The sequence below is a fragment of the Kordia antarctica genome (assembly GCF_009901525.1).
GTDB classification, from domain to species: domain Bacteria; phylum Bacteroidota; class Bacteroidia; order Flavobacteriales; family Flavobacteriaceae; genus Kordia; species Kordia antarctica.
The window spans coordinates 3,021,955-3,044,547 of sequence record NZ_CP019288.1 but is presented as its reverse complement, the minus strand read 5'-3'; the positions used below and the strand labels follow the sequence as shown (position 1 = coordinate 3,044,547).

The window sequence follows — 22,593 nt, the reverse complement described above, 5'->3', positions numbered from 1 at the left end:
ATCTAACATCTAACATCTAACATCTAACATCTAACATCTAACATCTAACATCTAACATCTAACATCTAACATCTAACATTAATTAATCATAACCATCGCACCTTTAATAGTAGTTTGCGTTCCACCTTGTAAAGATGCTGTCATGCTTCCTTCTGCTGAATATTGCATTTGAGCAGTTTCTTTGATATTCAATCCTTTTATTTGAACATCGCCGCCAGAAGATTCAATAGAAACTCCTTGGTCGCCTTTGAGCGTTAGGTTTTGCGTTGCCTGAACTGTGATGTTTTTATCACTTTTAATGGTAATTCCGCTATCAGACATGACAATACTATTATTGTTTTGATCCTTAATAGTAATTTCCTTGTCTTTATCACTAAAAATTGCCGTGTTTTTACTTGGCGTTTCTAGCGTGAGCACTTTATTTTCATCATCAAATTTTATATTAATTCCAGATTTAGACACAAAAGCTTTTATTGTATTTTTTTCATCAGGATCTAAACCGTCAAATGGTTTATTGTTTGATGAGCTATACATACTTCCCAAAATAATTGGATACCGTGGATCTTCATTCAAGAAACCAACAACCACTTCATCACCAACTTCAGGCATAAAAAATGCGCCTGCGCCAGCTGTGGAATAGAAATTTGTTAATCGCGCCCACAATCCTTCACCATTTGGATCAAACAATGGAATGTCTACCAACACACGATATTGACTGTCTGGATCTTCATACATTTTTTTTACCGTTGCATTGAATAATCCTTGTGCGCCAGGCAATAATCCTGAAGCTGGCGGCGCCATAACATCTGGATCTTCTGTGAACCAAACAGGCGATAAACCAACCGAAACTTCTGTTGTCCAATTTCCGTGTCCAATGAAATGATGTACATTCGAAATGATATGATCGCCATTGAAACGATCGCCCAATCCTGCAAGTGTGATGTATTTTGCTGGATCAACTAGGTTGCTTCCCTGAAATTTTACATCGCCTCGAATTTTGGAATATGCACTTTTTACCAACGCAGCTTTTGACCAAGTTGTTAAGTCGCCAGTTTCAATTGGTGCAGTACTTTGCAATTCGTAATTAGAAAGTCCCACAACTTCCGATAGTTTTTTGGACGATAAATTTCCTGGACCGGCATAACTACTTGACGCTTCTCCTGAAACCGTTTTTTGTGTGGCAAAATCCCAAGAAGTTGCTTTTGCCGCGCCTAATTGTGTAACAGCATCTAAGCTTGCATTAAATTCTAATAGATTGTCTCCATAAGCAATTTCTAACACAGAAGAAGTATCACTACTTGGATCAAATACAGACACTTTTCCGTTTAAAGCGGTTACAATCATTCCGTTTGTTTCTGCTCTTGCGAGTAAAAAATCCCAGTCGGTTGCATAGTATTGTACTTGTTCTGGCCATTCTGTGGTTGTTGCAGAAACGTCTGCGCTTAATCCAGAATACGTACCAATAATAGAACTCATAATGTCGCTGTCTTTTTTCTTTGAATAGGTCAAACTTTTACGTCCGACAATCATTTTTACAGCTTCATCACGACATTCAACAATTAATACAGAACCTTCATTTCCATGAATACGAATGCTTTGTTTGGTAATGATTCCTTTGAAAATTACTTGATTTTTAGAATCGTACCCAGCTTCAATCGTAATGGTATTTCCTGGAACAAACGTACTCGACGAGCTTGCTTCAAAAGTTTCCGTCGAAGGCGTTCCATCAATAACGACAATTTTCGCTATCGGAATTCGGTTGACACCTTTTTCTATTTCAACAGATTGTACGTCCATTGTATCCGGAATTGTACTTCCATTGGTTTTAATATCGAAGGTTACTAAACCGCCACTTGTTATTGTTGTTGATGCACTCATATAGTTCGTTATGTTGGCTTTATAATTGGAGGAAATATTAATTGTTGTCCTCCTTTTAGTTGTCTGAATTTGTTTAGATCGTTATACTTAGCAACTTGCACATAATAGTAGGGTGAATTCCAAATTTTATTGGATAATTGCGGCAAACTTTCTCCTTGTACAACTTCCACCATGTGTGAAATGTCGGGAGAACTTTCATTGTCTTCTTTTGCGCGTTTGTCAGGCGAAATATATTTTCCGAAGCTTAATGAAATTTTAGCTCTTAATGGACTTCCATCTGGTTTGAAAAGCGTGTACGTGGTATCAAATGATTTTAATACGCTGTAAAACACCAAATCACTTCCCCATTGAATTTTTACGAAATTGGGTCTGTGAATGTCGCCGTTATAGGTATATACAATGTCTTCTAAGGTTTGAATTTCCTTGGTGAGATCGGTTCGTTTATTATCTACAACTCCAGTACAATCAATAACAATGTCAAAACTGAGATTGTCGCTTGGCGTACTTTTGTATTTTTGAGATGTTGAACTCGTATCTATCGGTTGTTGTTCATTGTATTCAATGGTTCGACTCCATTTTATAGACTCTGGATTCATCATTAGATTATACGGGTCGCCAGATACAGCTTGTGTAAAAGCTTCATCTTTGTATCCTGTAATTTTCATATATTCTAATGCCATAATCGTAATTTACTCGATCATCGAGATTTTATTCTGAGTTAATTTACCTGTTATACTTTTCTCGTTTTTGTGCTTCAGAAATCATACGTTGACACGCTTCTAATACTTCATTTTTTAATTTAGAAGTATCATACGCAGTACGTTTTGAGTTCCCGTTTTCGTGAACTGTTTTTATTTCTGTCTTTATGACTAATTCTCTGATTTCTATTGGCATAATTCGAGTTGTGTACTTTGTTTTGTTATTTACTTAACCTGAGTTCGACTTAAAATTCATTCAAATGAAATTTTGAAAACACCTACTGTTGTATTTTGAAAATACTGAAAAGCAGTTTTTTATTTTCGTTTTCTTTGTTCGCACAAAGAAAAGAAACAAAAGAAAGTGCACTTTTCCAGAGGTATTTTTAATTTTTCTTTAAGGAAAAAATTAAAATCACAGTGATTTTTCTAAATTTTTTCCAAGGCTTCAAAAATTTTTAACGAAAAATCTCTGTTATAATACGGAAAAGAAGAAAAGCACTCTAATGTTTTATATCGAACTTACATTACTTGATATTGAAATAGTTATAAGCTAATTCAATAGTTTCAATTAAGATTTCGCTTTCTTGCGATTTCAAATCTGAAACCGCATAGCTTAAAGGGTACGCATTGTAAAATGTCCATTTCATCAATATTTTTCCTTTATTATCAAGCAAATCAACAGATACATCTTGTGTTTGTATTGCTGTGGCCAATCCGTTGTCTAGCGTATCAGCGCACCAAGTAATTAGTTTCGATCCTGTTGGAATAATGGCTCTTTTGAGGACTAAGTTTTTGCTGGTACTTACGGTTGGCAATCGATATTTGAATCGATTTTCGCCGCCGCCAGCTACTTCTTCCACGCCAAGTTCTTTGCTGATTCCTGAGACTTCCTTAAAAGCCGCATCTTCACCTTCAAACGAAAGTGAAAAATAGAATCCAACAGGATATTCACTATTATCCATTTGCAATAATTAGTTGTTCGTGTGCAATTTCTAAGGTATCTACTGCAACTTCGTTTCCATCAGATTTTAAGTCGGTACTCGTAATTTTTGTTGGCCACGCATTATTTAGTGTCCATTGCATGGTTACTTTTCCTTTTTCATCTAACAGTTTTATGATTACAGTTCTACGTTTTATGGTGTTCATAGAAATTTCTGCATGCCAATCCCAAAACGTATTGTCATTGACAAATACACCACGTTTCATCGTTATATTTCCATACTTTACAATGCCAGGCATTTTTTCAGTAGAGAATAACGGACTGTTACTTTTGCGGTATTCTATAATTTGATTTTCTACATCCATTCCAGAAACTTCCTGAAATGCGACTCCTTTAAGCTCAGTTCCTAAATCTACTTCAAATCGGAACTTTGGCATGGGCCATGTTGCGCCTTCTACACTTCCATCATCTGCCATAATTTTATATTTTTTAAATGTTAATTTTTATTTTGTTTTTAAATGATTTTACTTTTCGTTAAAGTTTAACTAGAAGTTGCTTGTTGTTGTTGGAAAGTCAGTACAATAAATTCTGCAGGACGTACTACAGCAACTTTAATAGTTACATTCATAAATCCGTTTAAGATATCGTCTGACGTCATTGTTGCTCCTAATCCGCATTCTACAGAAAAAGCTGCCGCAGCCGTAGCTCCTTGTAATCCTCCTTGTTTCCATATACCTGATAGGAAACTTCCAATCATAGTTTTCACAGCTTCCCATGTGTTTTTGTCATTTGGTGCAAATACATACGCTTGTGCTGCGAGTTTAGACGATTGTTCTAAGAAGTTCATAGTTCTTCTAACCGAAAGGTAACGCCAATCTTGACTGTTTCCATCAAGCGTTCTTGCGCCCCAAATTAGGATTCCAAGTCCTTTGAAAAAACGAATTGCATTGATCGATTTTCCTGAAACCGCATCTACATTTAAGTCTGCTTGTTGTGTTTCTGATAGTTTTATAGGAAGCGAAGACGCACCTACCATGGAGGTATTTGCAGGCGCTTGCCACGGACCAACTTCGTTATCAGTTACCGTAATAACACCAGCCATTCCGCCACTTGGAGGCAACATGTTTGCATCCGCTAATACATGATTGATGATGTTGTTATACGTTTTACTTGCTGCAATTAGTGAATTGTTATATTGACTTACCGTTAATGGCGTTCCTGGCGGATTTTCAATGTTTCCTATAATCGTTTCTACGGTAGCATTTGGATTGTCTGCCGGACTTAAAAGTGGTTTTAATTGTTTTAAATCGCCTCCAAATAAGTTGGTATAGTCTAAGTCAGATGTTTGCATAATAGTGGTTCCTACAAACGGATAATATGCCGCTCCGTAGCTGAGTCCATTGGCTCCTGTACTGTCACGAAATGCTGTAATATCGTCCATCCACATAACTGGATCAGGATTTCTACCACCAATGATATCTAAAATAGAAACCGCAGTTTGCATTTCTTCCGCTTGTAATAACATAGAAGCCATTAAGGTTCCGTTATTTGCTACAGAAAGTAAGGTAGCTTCTGGACAGATATACATGGTTGGTTCTTGTTCATTTTTTAGTAAAGCAAGTCCGCCAGTAAGATCGTTGAGTTGTACATTTGGATTCACAATTTGATCGCCTGGCGTCATTGGTTTTCCAGAAGCTGATCCATAACTTCCAACAGATACAATGTATGCGTCTCCGCCACCATTTTCGTAGAATAAGCGAATGCTATTGTATAAATAGTAAATGGTGTTTGCATCGGGAACAATAGAGTAGAAGGTTCCGTCAATTTGTACATAGTCACCTTTTTCGGGTTGACTTTTTTCTGCTACTAAATAGTACTGTGGACTATATTGCTTTGCAGGATCGGCAGGCGCAGCTGGACTTGGTAGCATAAATATTGCCTGAAAATCTGTAAAGGAAGTAATCTTCGTTGGTACATTTGCATACGATTTCCCTTCGTACATAGCTTGTGGTGTGTATCCAATAAATGCGGGAACAGCAGTCGGCACTGGGACAACTGAATTTCCGAATCCATTTATTTCATTGATGTAAACACCTGGAGATTTAATGGTTGATAAATTCATAAAACATAGTTATTAGTTCTTGTTAATTTTTAGTTTACTTAATAAGGCATTTTTAGATATATAGATATACTAAAGATGCTATTGTATGGTCGTTATTTACTTGTAAATTTTGAGGATTTGGAATGGGCAATCCTTTGATGATAGTTTCTGTTCGTTCACCAGCTATTGTTGATTTTGTATTGGTTAGATTGAAGTTATATACTACCACATTTTTTAATGGAATTTTGGTAGTTTCAGATGAAAATAATACTGCATTTTGACCATTTTGAAGTGTGACTTCCGTTGGTGCTGAAAATTGAATATTATTTTCACTTTGTATGTTTAGTTGATTGTATTCTTGATTGGAATTGTTGATTACATAATACTTCCATTGAGTTTCTCGTGCTTTTAATTGAATGTCAAATAGTACTTCTGAGTTCATTCTGCGGAAGCGAATGATATCTTCAAATTGTATCGTTATTGAAATTGCTTCTTGCGAAGTAGTATCTGTACTAAAAGTTTCTGCCAGTTGAATCGTTTCATTCGTTACTACATTTTCTGTGTTATTGCTCGCAAATGAAAGCACGCCAAGTTCGTTTATTGGCACATCAGTAAAGTTGTAAAAGTTTTGATCTGAGGTAATTCCAGCGAAAGCGAAAGCCGTATTTCCAGATACTTGCGAGATATAGTTTACGTAGTTTTCAATAGATTGATTGCTCGTTGCATACATTTCAAAACCCGTTGCGGTTGCTTTCATAATGAATCCGTATTTGTCTATTAATAGTTGCGTTTCTGAACTTGCTTTGTAGTGTAAGCATTCGCAATTGCCTGACGCATAGTATGAATGCGCGACAGTTACTCGAAATAAAGATGTATACGATGTAGTCATTATTTTTCGTTGGCGTTTGTGTTTATTTCTATTATTCCAGTATCAAATCCTTCAATTTCGTCAGAAGCGATTGTTACTAGACGTATTTTGTATATAACAGATGGTTGGTATTTTGCGCCAAGTGCTGTCCACAAGTTTTGCATTTGCATATAGTTTTCACCTTTTTGAAATTCGTATTCAAGTTTTCCTAAATCGGCAGGAATTTCTGCATTTCGTGTCGCATCAATCATTGCATTGATTTGAAAAAACTGAATGGACGCATCTAAAAATTTTAACGCTTCACTATAATTGGTAAAGTTTGGCGTGATTAATACAAATAGATTGTAGCGATAGGAGAGCGGCGCTTTTATATAATTTCCGTTTTGTAGTTGTTGATTTCTATTGTAGAATTGTTTCGTTGTATCTTGTTCTATGTGAATTAACGAAATGACAATTTTGTTTTGATTTTCCTTCGGGACAACACCATTTTGATCAATAATAGGATTGATTGTGACCACATCTTCATCTAAGCCAAATTTCTTTTTGACAAATTGGTTAAGTGCTTTTCCTGTAAATTGAAGTGCTTTTTCAATCATGATAGGCAAATGGTTTTGGTTAGTTAACTTTATTGGATGTTAAAATTAATGATACAATTACAGAATAAAGCATTGTAAGCGTATACCATTTATGTACATTTTTGAGTTGTATGAAGTTTTCCGTAGACAAAACGTAGACAAGAGTGAAATGTGTATATAAATAACAATACACACTTTTTTATGGATACAATTACACTACTAATTTTTTGGGTTTTTGAAGACAGCAATACTTCGAGTTGAAGATACGGAAGTTTTGATTGTTTTTTATTTTAATGTTTGATGTGAATTAATTCGCAAAGGTTTGAAGATAATTGCGAAGATCTTGATGTTTTTGTAGCACCATTTTTTTCTTTAGACGGTATTTGTGTGTGCGGACACTTTCTTGATTGATTCCTAAGATTAAACGAATGTCTTCATTAGACATATTCATTTTTAAGTAACAGCAATATTTTAAGTCCTTTGCTGTAAGACATGGAAATTTTGTGCTTAATTCTTTTAAGAAACTCGGATTTACATTTTCGAAGTAATGTTTGAAATCGTCCCAATGTTTTCGATCATTTCGCGTCATTTTGATCGTATTTACAATAGACATCAATTTTGTTTTGGTAGCAGCATCTACGCCGTCATATAATTGCTTGATGCGTTCTTTTATTTTATCTAAAACGGCTTTTTTTTGATCGAGTTCTAAGGTAAAACGAGTTAAGTTTTTCGTTTGCATTGCACTTTGCACAAATGTTTTTGGTGCTTGCGATGGCTTAGTTTTTTGAACTAATTTTAAAATTCCTTGAACATTGGTGCTTAAATTATTATACTGAATTCCATACTCAAACATTTGCGTAAAAACTACAATAGTATCACACATTTGTAAATGATGACGTTCATTTTTTTGGAGCAAACACAAAATAGGAATCGAAAAATCTTTGTTATATGTCAACAGTGATTTTATAATATGTTGATTGTCTCGAAAGCTAAGAATGATTAAAATTGGCTGAATTGATTTTGCAATTTGAACAATATCTGACACACGTGTTGCTGTGATAAAACTATACTGATTCACGTCTTGCAAGCTCTTTATAATAGCTGCAAGTGACGCAGAAGTATCACTTCCGATAAGTATATTTTCATGTGTAGTCATCACTGTACTATATTTACTTAAAAAAATGTTATAGTGTGTTTTTGGGGAATCATATCAGCGGAATGTTTCAAAATTAGTGCTAAAAGTTTTAACAGCGTACGGTAGAACTACCTGTTTTTTGACGTTTTAATGTTATAATTGCTGAATTAGAATATGTTAACTTACAACAGTTCCCATATAGATTTGTGCTCCTCCTTTTTCATTATTTTGCGCCCAAACTATTTGAGAACCATCACGGGAGAACTTGGCATGTTGCGCAGCAAAATTAGAATTACTCACAGAAATTATAGGTGTTGATTGTGGATTTTCTTGATCAACTTTTCGTATAAAAATTTGCAATTTTCCTTTCGGTGAAATTGCCTCAAAAGCCATAATGTTTCCGTCATTACTAAACCACGGCGCACGCCCAATTTTCCCTTGTGCTGGATCTGAAAATACAACAGGTGTATTATTACCAACTTGAAGTAATACTCTGTTTATTTGTTGATTGTATTTTCCTGAACCTTTGGGTTGTCCCGCGAAAGCGATCATACTAGAATCGTTTTGATTTACAGTTCCCATGCCTGACCAATATTCACTACTGGTTAATACGCTTGATTCTAACGTAGTGATATCTACTTTTAAAAGTTGTAATTGTGAGTAATTTGTCATTAACAGTGAAAGTTCATTAGGATACCAAGCAGGATATGACAATTGCGATTGTTCATACCCAGAAACTGATAGATGCGTAGCACTATTATTTGCACCGTTTTCATCTAAAAGCATAATTTTTGAAACTAGTTCAACTTTACCAGGAACAGGAAACATTCCCGTAAAGGCTATTTGCTTTGACTTTTGCGCGAGATTCCACGACCAAGAAGCTCTTAAGCAGTCATAACCGTCACTTTTATAATATAGGCTTGCTATTTTTGTAGGGAGTTCTACAGTCCAGAATTGTGCTTTTGAAATTCCGTTTCCGGAACGTTCAAAAAGAACGGTATTGCCGTCACGACTGAAACATGGACGACCATCTATAAAATTTTCGTTTGCGTTAACGCCAACTTGCGTTATTGGATAAATATCTTTGACTTTCATACTATGGAATGGTTGGTTACTCCAAAGATAGAACGTTAAGTTGTTTTATAATAGCGTGTTACTACGTGATTTGTGTTTGCGGAAAGTACGGGAATACGCAATTAACGCATCATTAGTTTTTGTTTTTTTGTAAGTTCTTGTCTTCCAATTGCCAAATAGTGTTGTTGTGAAGTCAATATTTGGCATTGGAAATACAGTTTTTTATTGACTAAATTTTACTGTTTAATTACTTTTAGATATGAGTTTTCTCCGTTAGCTCCGATAATTTTAAGAATGTATATTCCTGCGGGTTTGTCTATGTTTAATTGAATTAGCGAAGTGTTTTCTGCATGCTGTTTTTGTACTATTTGACCAGTTAAAGAGTATAAAACTACAGTTAGGTTTTTATGTGTATTCTCAAAATCAATTGAAAAATCTCCGCTGGTTGGATTTGGATATACTTTAAATGTATTTGAAAAAGAATTTTCACTGATTCCTAAAGTTGTTATGGCAACACAGGCAGAAGTGTCAATACAGCCATTTTTATCTAATCGTACTGCGTAATCTCCAACGGAAGTTGGTGTATAACTGCTATTCGTCTCACCAGAAATAGCACTCATACCATTATTGCAATCTACCCATTGGTAAGTTACTCCAGTAGCATTGGAAGTGATAGTACCGCTGTTTGTTGTCGTAGAAGTGTCAATTGTTGTATTTGCAACACTTATATTCGCAGCTCTTTGACAAGTTACTGTAGCATCTGTAAAAGTTACAGTATATGCCTCCGCAGGTAAGCCTGAAGCATTCGAAGCTTGTCCTTGGAGCAAATTCGTATCAGTTTCTACTATAGTTCCCATAGAATTTCTCCAAACCGCTGTGTAAGGTGGCGTACCAAAAATACCAACGGCACTTACAGCACCATTACTTCCGCCTTGACAATCATTATTAATTACGTTGGCAAATACTTGTAATGTACATTGCGCATTTGACTGAGTTGAATATAAAAAGCTAAAAAGTGTTAGCGATAGGATGAATACTTTCTGAACAAGGTTGATTTTCATAGTGTGATTGGTTTTTTAAAGTCTGGATTAAAAAGTTGTTTTCTTTATATGTTAAAAACAAATATAGTAGAAAAGAATCAAATTTTATGTGTAGCTTTTAACTACTATTTTTTTTTGGAGGTTGTTATTTTAGGGTAAACGCTCGAAACACATTTTTCAACAAATTAAACACTTGTAATTTTCCTTGTAATACGTTTGAAGTATCTTGCAGAATTTTGACGACTTCGTTTACTTGAAAACTTGAAGCCATCGTTACAATTTGTGGCATTACATGAGAATCATTACAATCTTCATTTTGAAATATCGCCTGATCGTTCTCAAAGGTTTCCGCCAATGATTTTCCGCCTTTGTAATTGAATACCGAAATGTGCCCTTCCGCACCTTTTACGCCAGTATATATCATCGGAATGTTGTGTTTTGCGCAAAAAGCATCAATCACCAAGCGAGTTGCGTAGTTATCTGTACAATCAACAATAATGGTGGCTTGTTGGAGTAATTGTTCACTGTTTTTGGAAGTCAAACGTTCTTTAAAAACGGTAATTTCAACAGTAGTTGTGCGAGCTTCTAATTGTGTTTTTGCAACATCACATTTATACTTTCCAACAGCATTCAAATCAAATAAAATTTGACGTTGTAGATTGTCAATTTCTATAATATCATCATCAATAATAGTTAGTTTTCCAATACCTAATAACGCGAGCGAAAGTAGTGTAGCACAACCCAAACCGCCGCAACCAACCGCAATAACGTGTGTGTTTTTTAGCGTTTGCTCAAAAGAAATATGTGATTTCGCTTCCGACATTAGTTTATTTGACTAAGAATAGTTGTATCCGTAATTTTATCATCAGCGGCTAATAAAAAAGCTTTGCTTAATACCAACGATAATCCACGATCGCCTTCAAACGGTAAAAAGATACTGTCTGTGTTTTTATCTTTTCCTCTTGCGGGAACAATACATAAATATTGATCGTTGGGTTCCATTAAAATATTCGTGCTTCCAATGTGAATTTTGTACGTGCGTTTCGTGCCTTTTACTTTTAAAAATTTACCATCAATCGTGGAAACTTTGTTGATCTTTAATCGTGGTAAGAGTTTTTCTAAGATTTGTTTTCGAGTTTTTGCAACTTCGGTTAAATCTCCAAAAGAATAATTTGTCCAATAATCGCGGTATTGTGGCAAACCGCCATTATCTCTCCATTCAGGATCGTTTCCAACACTACAAACTCCCACAAATAAATCGACATCACGAAGTACTTCCGAAAGCACTAATTTAGGAACGTCAATCAAATCCATGATTTCATTATTTTTGACAAATCGGACTTGATCCGTAGCAATATAATTCCAAATTCCTGAGTCGTTAAATTCATCTTCCGCATTCAATTCATTGATCCAAAATTGCGCTTCTATTCCATGCGCTTTCATGTGTATAGAAGCAATTTCGTCATCGACGCCGTTATCAAAAGAACCCATTAATGTGTATTTCCAGCCGCGAACGCTTGTCAACGCATTAAATTGATGTTGCTTCAAAATGTGCGCCGCCATTCGATTACTATACGTTTTCGTGTTGACTTCTGCATCCGTTAAAATATATACTTCGCGATATGCTTGCTTTAATGGTTGTTTTATTTCGAGTTCTTCTAACTTTTTTCGCCAAAATAATACGTTATCTACTTTTTCATAAATTGGATGCCACAAACGAACTTCTGTTTCTTCCGAAATCCAGTCTAGTGTTGTATTATTTTGTGTTGTCCATTGTTCATTTTGATAGATTGCTGTGACAAATGTGTCTTCTTTTTTAAATTGCCATAACAATCGTTTTGTGACAAAATTTACCAATCCGTGATGTACATAATGCTTTGAGAAATCTTCATATGTCCACACGCGATCTTCTAAATATAAACGATCAATTCTGTCGCGTTGTGCGGTGAGGTATTTTTTTATTTGCGCGACATCACTTTTTGCTTTTTTAAGCGTTTGCGTATGTTTAGTAGAATTTTTGACAAAAGCAGGCGTTGTTTTTTGCAATTTTCCATCGGGTTTTAGCCAACTTAAGTTTACTTTTCCTAATTCCTGTATTTTTAATTCTAATACATAATCATCAAAAGTGTATGTTTTGGCACCGTTTTCCAATCCGAAGTGCGGAATGGATAGTTCTTCTATTTCAGACGAAGAAATTCCTAGTTTGGTAGAAGCTTCATCCAAGTATTTTTCAATGAGTTTTCGAGTATTATTTTGCTTGATTTTTAATTTTAATCGTGATAAGTGGCTTATTCCTTCAAGTCCTTTGGTATTTCCTAAAACATACATACATGCATTTCCAATTCCAGCGGAAGCTGGGCCAACACCAGGAATTTTTTTATAACAACGTTCCGCTAGTTTTGCGACTAGATTTAATGTGGTAGAATCGTGAAATTTTGCCAAACTCCATACCAATCCTTTGATGAAAGTGGTGCTTTTTTCGTGTAAAAAGTCATAATTACTATAATCATATACTTCACCACCACCGAAGTCATGTTGCTTTTTAGTCTCTATTTCTTTGAGTTTTGTGACAAATTCTAACCACGGATGAATACTGGTTTTGTATTTTGAAATTCCGATCGCATCAATAATTTCACTGGTAGTTTTTAGAAAACGCTGTGATGGTTTTCCGCTTGATGCTTTTGTAAATAGATGAAATAGTTGATAAAAATGATCGCGTAAAGCTTCATCAAAAGTAGCCACTTCGGCATTTAGCATAGTTCCAAACCGATCGTCAGTATGTGAGTATGGAGGAGTTTTTCCTTCCGTATTTTGATCGTTAAATAGTATTTTTTTTAGTTTAGTTTCTATTTTATCTAAGTCAGATCCGTAATAATCATTTTTGGATTCCATTTCTGGAGATGCTAGAAATTTTTCTATATAGATTTTCCATTCAGGCGACAATCCATTTTTCTTAACACTTTTTTCTATTTGTTGTATTGCATAACCAATTGGCCAATGTGAAAAATGTATCAGATTTTGTTTAGTAGCAGACGCACTTGCAAAGAAACTCATCAAGTTAGCAAACTCAACAGGTTCATATTCCAGATTACTACGCAGTAATGCGGTTAATAATTCACCGCTGATATGTAGTTTGCGATTCTCAATATTTGATAGCGTTTTCCTTTCACTTTTTTTAAGTAATTCTATTTTTTTCTCAGCTAGATAGTGTGCAAATTCTTTTTTAGTGGTTGCATCTTTTACTTTGAGTGCTTTGTACGACTCCAATTTTGAAAATGGTATTGAATAGGTGTGTCCTACTGAAATGATTTCATGTACAATTTTATTCAATTGTTCATCAAATACTGGATGTTCTAAAACTGCTTCTTTTTTTACGCCAAATAAATTTTTTAGACTTTCTTTAAATCCCATAGTTCTCAATTATCCACCAACTAATGGCGTAAGTTTTACAAAGCTTATCTTAGTTGTATTAGTTATTAATACTTCTTGTTCTAAGGTTTCTGCTTGCTGATCGTCAATGAGAAGTAAGTATCCATTTTTCTGAAAAGCATCAAAAGCGATGAATGTTTGCTGTTCAATATCTATTTTTTTCTTTCTATTTTTTAGTTTGAAACCATTCAGTGTTTTTTCCGATGCAGTCGGACGAATTAATCCTTTGAAATATTCTGGAAGTTTGTTGTTGTATAATTCAACTTCGGCAGAAACTCGTGCAGTAATAATGTCTTTTACGGTACTAATTTCGTTTGCTACTGCAATTTGTATTTGATTGAGAATGTCTCCTGTAAGAGATTCATCTGTAATGGTAATTGTCATAACAATGATTTTTTCTTGAATTTAAGAATTTTGAGTTTAGCAAGAAAATTTATCGCATAAAAAAACCTGCAACTACAGGAGTTACAGGTTTTTGATAGGTGTTATGATTGTAATTATTCTTTACTTACAATGATAAAGTCTGAACGACGATTTTGTTGGTGTTCTTCATCAGTACACTTATTACCACAGTCAATTAATGGAGAGCTTTCTCCTTTTCCTTCACTGTTTAAACGTGAAGCATCAATTCCTTTAGAAATGATGTATTGTACTGTAGATTTTGCTCTTCTTTCAGATAATTTCTGATTGTATGGAGCTGAACCTCTAATGTCGGTATGCGTTTCAACTTTGATAACCATATTAGGATATTTAGTCATCACATTGACTACTTTGTCTAATTCAAAAGCAGCATCTTGTCGGATGTTGTGTTTGTCAAAATCAAAATAGATAGGATCTAACACAATTACATCTTCAATTATTTCTTCAATTGGAGCTAATGAGATGTCTATAATTTTTTCAGTATCATCTCCACTATTTACATTTACTTTTTGAGGAACATATCCTTGAATAGACGCTTCTAAAATGGAAGATTTGTCACATTCAACTTTGAATGCTACTTTTCCGTCTGAATCTGTCATTTTTGATCCAACACTGTTTCCTTGATCGTCCGCTAAGACAACTTTTGCTCCGCTTAATGCAGCACCAGTTTCTTTATCAGTAACTGTAATTACATAATCTACATCACAAATAGGATTTAATAATGTTGTTTCGTAAATGTCGTCACTTCCTTTTCCACCTTCACGGTTAGAAGCAACAAATCCTTTTTTAGTTTCTTCATCAAATGTAAAAGAAAAATCATCAGAGTTACTGTTTAAAGGCGTTCCTAAGTTACGAACTGCTCCGTACGAACTTCCATTTACTTTAGAAGCAAATACGTCTAATCCTCCAATTCCTAAGTTTCCATCAGACGAGAAATAAAGTGTGTTGTTACTACTGATGAAAGGGAAAAATTCTCTTCCTTCTGTGTTTATGTCAGCGCCTAAGTTTTTTGGTACTCCAAAAGAACCGTCGTCATTAATGGCAACTTTGTATAAATCAGATTGTCCAAAACCTCCAGGCATGTCAGAAGCAAAGTATAACATTTTCCCGTCTGCACTTACTGATGGATGTCCAACAGAATACTCGTCATTGTTAAATGGAAGTGGCTCTACATTTGACCATTCTCCGCTTGACATTGTTGCTTTGTACAAGTTTAATGTTCCTTTACCTTCTTCATCTTTTTTGAATTTACCATCAAAATAGCTTTCACGTGTAAAGTACATGGTTTTCTTATCAGGAGAGAAACTTACCGTTCCTTCATGATATTTTGTATTGATATCATTTGATAGTGCTTGCGCGCTAGATAATTTTCCGTCTCCATCATACGAAGCCATGTAAATGTCTAAGTATGGTTGTCCGTTCCATCCGTATTTTCTTCCACCGTCACGCGTAGACGTGAAGTATACAATGTTTCCAGATGAGATTGCTCCAAAGTCAGAATTCTGTGTATTAATTTCAGAATTCTTCACTTTAAATTTTGTCACTTTTGCAAGAATTTGCGGAATGTAGTTTGGATTTTTCTTAAAAGCAATTGCTCTTTGATCACCTGGTTTTGCTGCGGCAAATTTTGCCATCCATTGGTTGTGTTCTTCGTATTTCCCATTTGCTTTTAGCATTTGAGAAAACTTGAAGTACGTATCTGCTTTGGTATTACCTTCCGCAATACTTTGTCTGTACCAACGTTCAGCATCTTCTGTTTGAAATACATTGTAATAGCAGTTTGCTAAGCGTTCATATACATAAGCGTCAGCATTTTCAAGAGCTATTTCTTCATATTCCTTAGCCGCTTTTACATATTCAAGCCTGTCGTAAAGCTTGTCAGCTTTCTTTGTTTTATCATTCTGAGCAAAAACGTTTGTAGTTGCTAGAACTAGAAATAATATATATAGTTTTTTCATTGTTTTTGGCGTATTAGGTTTTAGAAATATCTTGGCGAACGAGAAACTTTACGTGGGAAGTATAAATCAAATAATATGAATACTTCGTGAGATGAGCTTGCTACTGATGAAATTTCAGAAGTTACAGCATCATAGGCATAGCCTATACGTAATCTCGGGTTGATCGCAAAGTTGACCATTCCACTAAAAGAATCATCTAAACGGTAAGAAGCTCCAATTTCAAATTTTTCATAAAATAGAGCATTCAAGTTCAAGTCAAAAGATGTTGGTGCATCAAATGCAGATTTTACTAAGAATGAAGGCTTAATTTTAGTGTTTGGAGTTGCTTGAAACACATAACCACCTGTAAGGAAGTAATGCGATATTTCCGAACCATAAGTTCTACCATTTACATCTAAATGTTTTCCTTTTAAAAAGTTAGGGACAGATAATGCTAAGTAGTAATTGTCTGTGTAGTAAAAAAGTCCGGCTCCTAAGTTAAAAGTTGTTTCATTTACGTCACTTGAGAATGCTTCATCACCTTGATCTATTAATGTTGGGTTTACTTGAGAAAACAATCCGATGTCATGAAATGTTAATCCTCCTTTTACACCAAACGCTAATTTGTGAGCGCCTCCTAATTGTAATGTATATGAAAAGTCAGTGTAGACATTGGTTTCTTTCACAGGTCCAATTTGATCTGTGATAAATGATAATCCAAGCCCTACATTTTTACCGACAGGCGAATGCCCAAAGAACGTAAACGTTCTTGGGGCACCGTCAAATCCGGTCCATTGATTTCTGTATAATGCTCCTATAGATATTCCTTCTGTAGATCCAGCGTATGCAGGATTAATAACTGCCATATTGTACATGTACTGAGTGTACTGCGGATCTTGCTGTGCAAAAGATGGTAGCGTAAAAAGTAATATAAAGAGTGCGATATATATGTTCTTCATGATATGATGTGATATTATTTTAATAATATGGTTTTTTAATTTTTATGCAACGAATATTATTTATTTAAATAAATCCATCCGTTTTTAGCTTCTCCATTTTCGAGTCTTAGTACATAAAAATAAGTTCCTACTGGTAAATTATCATTATCATTTGTTTGTCCTATCCATTCGTTCGTATACTTAAATTTCTTGTATATAGAGCGACCGTGAGAATTAAATATTTCCAACTCATCTACTCTGAATGCTCGTAAATCCCATGAATCATTCAATCCATCTCCGTTTGGCGAAATTCCTTGCGGGAATGAACACATAGCGTTGATTACAGTAAATGTTTGCATACTAGCACAACCATCAGCAGTTGTAATTGTTACGGTATATTCTCCGTCTTCTGTTGCAATAAACTGATTTCCAGTTGTGTTTGTTGATGCACCACCTGACCATTCGTAGGTAACAGTTGCAGGATCGTATCCATTATTCAATGGAGTTACAGTAATTGTATACTGATCAGCAATACATTCACCTTCTAAACCAATATTGGCAGGATCAACCTGCGCAAGCACTTCAATTAAGAAATCTCCTGTTGCATAACATCCTGTAATGTTATCCTGAATACGAACATACACCGTAGTGTCTCCACTAACATATGATGTAGGATCCGCAAGCATGTTTGTACCAGCTTCTGCATCTGCCATTGTTTCATAGTACGAAACTGTAACATCGGTTTGTGTACCAATAACATTTACATCTTGCACTGTAAGGTCGAAATCGCCAACGTTGGTAAAATCTTCATCACAAGCTTCTAGTGTTTCCGTTGCTACAACTTCAGGATTTCTTTGTACGGTAACTGTTACATCATCCGTTAAGGTTACCAATGTACCATTTGCCAAAGCATATGAAATAGAGGCTGTATATGTGGTATCTTCTGTTGGAGATACTGTAATGTCTGTATTATTCCCTAAAGAAGTTCCATTTTCATCAAACCACTCAAATGTATAGTTTGGATTACCGTCTGGTACAAATCTCCATAATTCTTGTTGCGTAACTGCCCAAACACCAGTGTTTCTTCCAGGAGGAGCATATCCTACTGTTCCAAACTCATTCTGAATACCTAAAGTAGCTAAACCTCCATTCCATGTTGGACAAACAGGCTTTTCTAAAATTATAACATCAATAACGTTAGAAGATTCATATAAAATCATCTGCTGTGTGGTTAATAAATTGTTACAAGCTCCAGAGAATTGAGGGACTTCAAAGAAAGTCACTTTAAATTGTCTTGATGGTGCAGTTCCAACGGTTGTATATTCAATATAATGATTTCCAGCGACACTTGGGTCAATATCGTGGTATGCACCATGAATTGCATTCAAAGGAAGGTTTGGCGATGGTATTAAATCTACCGCGTTTATATTCCAAGCATTGAAAGTTCCAGCTAAACCTGTATTAAATCCAATCAATCCATTTGCACCAATGACTACGTCTGTATAGTCATTTCCAAAGTATTGAAAGTTAAAGTCTAATGGAATTACAGAAGACCATCTATCATCTAATGTAATAGAAGTTGGTAAACCAGTTAAGTTATCTGGTGGACATTGTAAATCACTAATTGTGTATGTACTTGTATTAGATGTAATTGAACTAGCCATAAAGGTAGCCGATAAATCTGTTGATGTAACATCACATGTTTGTAATTGATCATATCCAGCATTAATAATTGAACAAGCTTGATCTGGACAGAATGCCTGAGTTTGCGAATCACTTGTGAGTACACAGTTTGTATCATCAGTATCAGCTACTGTAAATATTACTGGTGTTGCATTTGGATACGGTCCAAATGTATACACACCTGCTGCGGTTACTACTTGTGCAGCACTTCCGAAATCATCTGAAATTGTGATTGTCACGGCATCACCTGTAGTTAAAATTTCTACATCTACTAAGAATTGATCTCCTGTTGCACAATCTTCAACTACGGTATAAGAAGCCGTTGGTTTAAAACATGTTGAACATTCTGCTGTCCATTCCCATTGTGTTCCGTTTCCATTGGCACAACTTTGGAATCCATCAGTGATAATTTCCATAAATAGGTTTCCACCAGAAGATGTAATGGTTAAACCACTTAAGTCTCCTGCATTGTTACCTGTAAATAGTAAGTCGCCTGTATTATCAGAACCACTATAGAAATTGATAATATCATCATCATCTACAATCGTTCCTGAAGTAAACGTTAGTATTATTGGAAATCCTGAATCGGATGTAAATAAGAACGTGTTATCGTCGTTATTTGTATAACAGTGATTCACGTTGATAGCTCCGTTAGCACAAACTAAGTTGAATACTTGGTTTGGATCAGGTCGTGTGGTAAAGCTTTCTTCGGTACAGCCTGATGCTAATCCGTTTCCGTTATATCCTAAAATTGTAATATAATAAGTAGTAGCATAATTAGTAGCTAATGCATATGTAGTTACGTTTCCAACATCTACACCATTTACAACATCATTACCGCCTGGCGTAGTTCCAACAGTTAAAATATAACCAGCTGGAGAACCAATTGCAGGACTCCAAGTAATATCTTGGTTAATTTCAATATCGGTAGCGCCATCCATTGGAGATAGTAACGACACACAAGTTGGTGGCGCAGTTGGATCAACACAAGCAACATCAAAATCCCACGGAGTATATCCGTTACCTTGACAGTTTATAATATTGTCAGAAGTTATTTGAACTGTAATACTAGGTCCTGAAGATTCAAAAAGTATTCCAGCTAAGTCTCCAGCATTACCATATCCACTATATAATACGGTTACACCGTCAGAATCAAAAATGGTAAGTAGATCCCAATTGTTTTCTACTTGTCCTGCGTTGAATATTACAGCTAGTGTAGAAACACCATCAGAACTTGTATAAGTAAATGCGGTATTGTCAAAATTACCATAGCAGTACGTAGTGTTGGTTGGACCAACAGCACAATCTACTGTGAAATCTGTTTGAATTGTAGTCGTAAAGCTCACAGGTCCTGACCAAACACTTTCGTCGCCTGGACCACAAATTGCTCTAACATATATGTCATAAGCTGTTTCTGTGGTTAATCCTGTAGCGTTTACTGTAGTTGTAGTTACAGAAGTTCCTGCACCTGATGGAGGGCCAGTTCCTGCTGGAATTATTACATATTCCCACTGTGTTTCTCCGTTGTTAGCAGTCCATGTTATATCAGCAGTTGTACCACCAACATTAGAAACCGTTAATGCACTTGGAGCTATACAAAAAGAACCACACGCTTCAACACGCACTAAATCTATTGACATATCTCCTTCAAATCCTGTTCCGGCACCGCCGTAACTAAATTCAATAAATATAACCTGACCTAAGTAAGCGTCTAAGTTGATTCCTATTGGAACCCAAGCTTCAGTATCGGTAAGTTGTAAGTCTCCAATCCAAGTAAATACATTCGTAAAAGGACCTGTTGCTGAGGTTCCCACGTTTACATTCAAGGTTCCTATGTCGTCACCAAATGCATGCATATTGAATGACAATTCTGCACCATCTACTGCTGAAGTTAAATCAACTGCGGGACTGATTGCAGAAGCTATTGTGCTTGAATTTCCAGAAGCTTCGTATTCTAAGTGCATTCCTCCACTAAAAGAAGCAGAAGGACCTGTTCCACCAGAGTTAGCTCCACCTGCGGTAATATCCCAGTTTCCATTACTTCCAGCAAAACCAGTACCTGTCCATCCAGAAGGAGGATCAGTTTCAAAGTCTTCCGAAAATAAAAAAGATGAAGTTCCACTTGTACATGTTACACCAACTGGTGGTGGAGGTGGTGAATTTAATGTAGTAAAATTAATAGGGCCTGTCCAAGTACTGAATCCATTAACACCACAATCTGATCGTACATATACTTCATATTGTGTAGTAGGATTTAGTCCAGTAGCATCATAAGGTGCGTTTGTTGTTGTAGCAGTTCCTGAACCTGCTGGTACTCCTGTTCCTGCAGGTTGGATTACAATTTCCCAAGCAGTTTCACCACTATTTGGTGTCCACGATATATCTGCCGTTGTAGCATCAATATTCGATGCTGTTAATGCACTTGGAGCTATACAAAAAGTACCACACGCTTCAACACGCACTAAATCTATTGATATATCTCCTTCAAATCCTGCTCCGGTACCGCCGTAACTGAATTCGATAAATATAACCTGACCTAAGTAAGCATCTAAGTTGGCTCCTACTGGAACCCAAGCTTCAGCATCAGTAAGTTGTAAGTCTCCAGTCCAAGTAAATACATTCGTAAAAGGACCTGTTGCTGAGGTTCCAACGTTTACATTCAATGTTCCTATATCGTCACCAAATGCATGCATATTGAATGACAATTCTGCACCGTCTACGGCTGAAGTTAAATCAACGGCAGGACTAATTGCAGAAGCTATTGTACTTGAATTTCCAGAAGCTTCGTATTCTAAGTGCATTCCTCCACTAAAGGAAGCAGAAGGACCTGTTCCACCTGAATTAGCTCCACCTGCAGTAATATCCCAATTTCCATTACTTCCATCAAAACCTGTACCTGTCCATCCTGAAGGAGGATCAGTTTCAAAGTCTTCCGAAAATATAAAAGAGGAAGTTCCACTTGCACATGTTACACCAACTGGTGGTGGAGGTGGTAAGTTTAAAGTTCTAAAAGTAATAGGACCAATCCAGTTGCTAAAACCATCAACTCCACAATCAGCTCTTACGTATACTTCGTAATCTGTACTAGCGCTTAGTCCAGTAGCAGCATAAGGTGCATTTGTTGTAGTAGAAGTTCCTGAGCCTGCTGGTATTCCTGTTCCTGCAGTTTGTATTGCAATTTCCCATGTAGTTTCAGTATTTCCAGGCAACCAGCTAATATCAGCTGTAGTAGCTGTTATATTTGCGGAAGCTAAATTGGATATGTCTGGGCATGTTGGAGGTGCTGCAGAGGTTATTGTTGGTGAGTCAAAGCAAAATCCCCATTGCCAACCTGCATTATCATCAAATGATAATCGGTAGCGGAATCCTGCTTGTTGAGTTGCCGTGAATCCACCAATATTTAACGGATCACTTGTAAAAGAATCTCTGGTTCCACTACAAAAATCGGCAGTAGGCTGATCTCCACTAGCAACAAATTGTTGCCAAGCTACCCATGCGCTAGCATCGGCATCCCAATATTCTAATGTTAGTGTGTCACCTAAATCATTGTAGGTGTAGTCAACAGTGGCAGTTAGCCAAGTTTCTGAGGCTGCAAATGCAGCGGAAACATCAATGATTGGAGATTCTGCTGCGATAGTATCGTCACTTGTAGAACCTGCATCATCATCATCAAAAGCAAAATTTGCTGTTAGTGTCGGATCGGCTTCGAAAGCGGTCGGATCTGTATTATATGTTCCAGTAACAGACCAATTTGTATTTGGCCAGGCTGCTGGTTGATTTAATACTTGTGCATATGAAAACGTATAAAATAACGCTGCCATACATAGCAAGGTAATTTTTTTCATAAAAAAAGTTGGTTAATAGTTAGTAGCCATAA

The 22,593-nt window shown here is 35.9% G+C and carries 17 protein-coding genes; all 17 read right to left on the bottom strand.

Features of this window, described 5'->3' with window-relative positions; genetic code table 11:
* Positions 1–78: 78 nt before the first annotated feature.
* Positions 79–1,878 carry a type VI secretion system tip protein VgrG gene (gene vgrG / locus IMCC3317_RS12665; RefSeq protein WP_160129865.1) on the bottom strand — a complete coding sequence of 600 codons (1,800 nt, stop codon included), beginning with the start codon at positions 1,876–1,878 and terminating at the stop codon, positions 79–81.
* An 8-nt stretch (positions 1,879–1,886) separates the two neighbouring features.
* Positions 1,887–2,558, bottom strand: coding sequence for a CIS tube protein (locus tag IMCC3317_RS12660; protein WP_160129864.1), 672 nt, complete (start codon positions 2,556–2,558; stop codon positions 1,887–1,889).
* Between the two features lie 43 nt (positions 2,559–2,601).
* Complete coding sequence (locus tag IMCC3317_RS12655) at positions 2,602–2,772, bottom strand: DUF5908 family protein (RefSeq protein WP_160129863.1); 171 nt, start codon at positions 2,770–2,772, stop codon at positions 2,602–2,604.
* Between the two features lie 328 nt (positions 2,773–3,100).
* Positions 3,101–3,538: a phage tail protein gene (locus IMCC3317_RS12650; RefSeq protein ID WP_160129862.1), complete on the bottom strand. Its 438-nt coding sequence runs from the start codon at positions 3,536–3,538 to the stop codon at positions 3,101–3,103.
* Positions 3,531–3,992: a phage tail protein gene (locus IMCC3317_RS12645; protein WP_160129861.1), complete on the bottom strand. Its 462-nt coding sequence runs from the start codon at positions 3,990–3,992 to the stop codon at positions 3,531–3,533. The genes IMCC3317_RS12650 and IMCC3317_RS12645 overlap by 8 nt, the downstream gene beginning before the upstream one ends.
* Positions 3,993–4,057: 65 nt before the next feature.
* A complete protein-coding gene (locus IMCC3317_RS12640) occupies positions 4,058–5,638 on the bottom strand; it encodes a phage tail sheath family protein (protein WP_160129860.1) in 1,581 nt (526 codons plus the stop codon).
* A gap of 52 nt (positions 5,639–5,690) precedes the next feature.
* Positions 5,691–6,506: a hypothetical protein gene (locus IMCC3317_RS12635; RefSeq protein WP_160129859.1), complete on the bottom strand. Its 816-nt coding sequence runs from the start codon at positions 6,504–6,506 to the stop codon at positions 5,691–5,693.
* Positions 6,506–7,081: a DUF4255 domain-containing protein gene (locus IMCC3317_RS12630; RefSeq protein ID WP_160129858.1), complete on the bottom strand. Its 576-nt coding sequence runs from the start codon at positions 7,079–7,081 to the stop codon at positions 6,506–6,508. Before IMCC3317_RS12630 ends, IMCC3317_RS12635 begins: the two co-directional genes overlap by 1 nt.
* 286 nt (positions 7,082–7,367) lie before the next feature.
* The gene (locus IMCC3317_RS12625; protein ID WP_160129857.1) at positions 7,368–8,219 is read right to left on the bottom strand and encodes a helix-turn-helix transcriptional regulator; all 852 of its coding nucleotides are present in this window, start codon (positions 8,217–8,219) and stop codon (positions 7,368–7,370) included.
* 153 nt (positions 8,220–8,372) lie between these two features.
* Positions 8,373–9,290, bottom strand: coding sequence for a TolB-like translocation protein (locus tag IMCC3317_RS12620; RefSeq protein ID WP_160129856.1), 918 nt, complete (start codon positions 9,288–9,290; stop codon positions 8,373–8,375).
* A gap of 215 nt (positions 9,291–9,505) precedes the next feature.
* A complete protein-coding gene (locus tag IMCC3317_RS12615) occupies positions 9,506–10,330 on the bottom strand; it encodes a T9SS type A sorting domain-containing protein (RefSeq protein ID WP_160129855.1) in 825 nt (274 codons plus the stop codon).
* A 124-nt stretch (positions 10,331–10,454) separates the two neighbouring features.
* Positions 10,455–11,132: a HesA/MoeB/ThiF family protein gene (locus tag IMCC3317_RS12610; RefSeq protein WP_160129854.1), complete on the bottom strand. Its 678-nt coding sequence runs from the start codon at positions 11,130–11,132 to the stop codon at positions 10,455–10,457.
* Positions 11,132–13,720: a DUF4132 domain-containing protein gene (locus IMCC3317_RS12605; RefSeq protein ID WP_160129853.1), complete on the bottom strand. Its 2,589-nt coding sequence runs from the start codon at positions 13,718–13,720 to the stop codon at positions 11,132–11,134. The genes IMCC3317_RS12610 and IMCC3317_RS12605 overlap by 1 nt, the downstream gene beginning before the upstream one ends.
* A 9-nt stretch (positions 13,721–13,729) precedes the next feature.
* The gene (locus IMCC3317_RS12600; protein ID WP_160129852.1) at positions 13,730–14,122 is read right to left on the bottom strand and encodes a hypothetical protein; all 393 of its coding nucleotides are present in this window, start codon (positions 14,120–14,122) and stop codon (positions 13,730–13,732) included.
* Positions 14,123–14,235: 113 nt separating this feature from the next.
* Complete coding sequence (locus IMCC3317_RS12595; RefSeq protein ID WP_160129851.1) at positions 14,236–16,116, bottom strand: OmpA family protein; 1,881 nt, start codon at positions 16,114–16,116, stop codon at positions 14,236–14,238.
* A gap of 20 nt (positions 16,117–16,136) precedes the next feature.
* Complete coding sequence (locus IMCC3317_RS12590) at positions 16,137–17,054, bottom strand: PorP/SprF family type IX secretion system membrane protein (protein ID WP_160129850.1); 918 nt, start codon at positions 17,052–17,054, stop codon at positions 16,137–16,139.
* Between the two features lie 56 nt (positions 17,055–17,110).
* Positions 17,111–22,561: a fibronectin type III domain-containing protein gene (locus tag IMCC3317_RS12585; RefSeq protein WP_160129849.1), complete on the bottom strand. Its 5,451-nt coding sequence runs from the start codon at positions 22,559–22,561 to the stop codon at positions 17,111–17,113.
* Between the last annotated feature and the right edge of the window lie 32 nt (positions 22,562–22,593).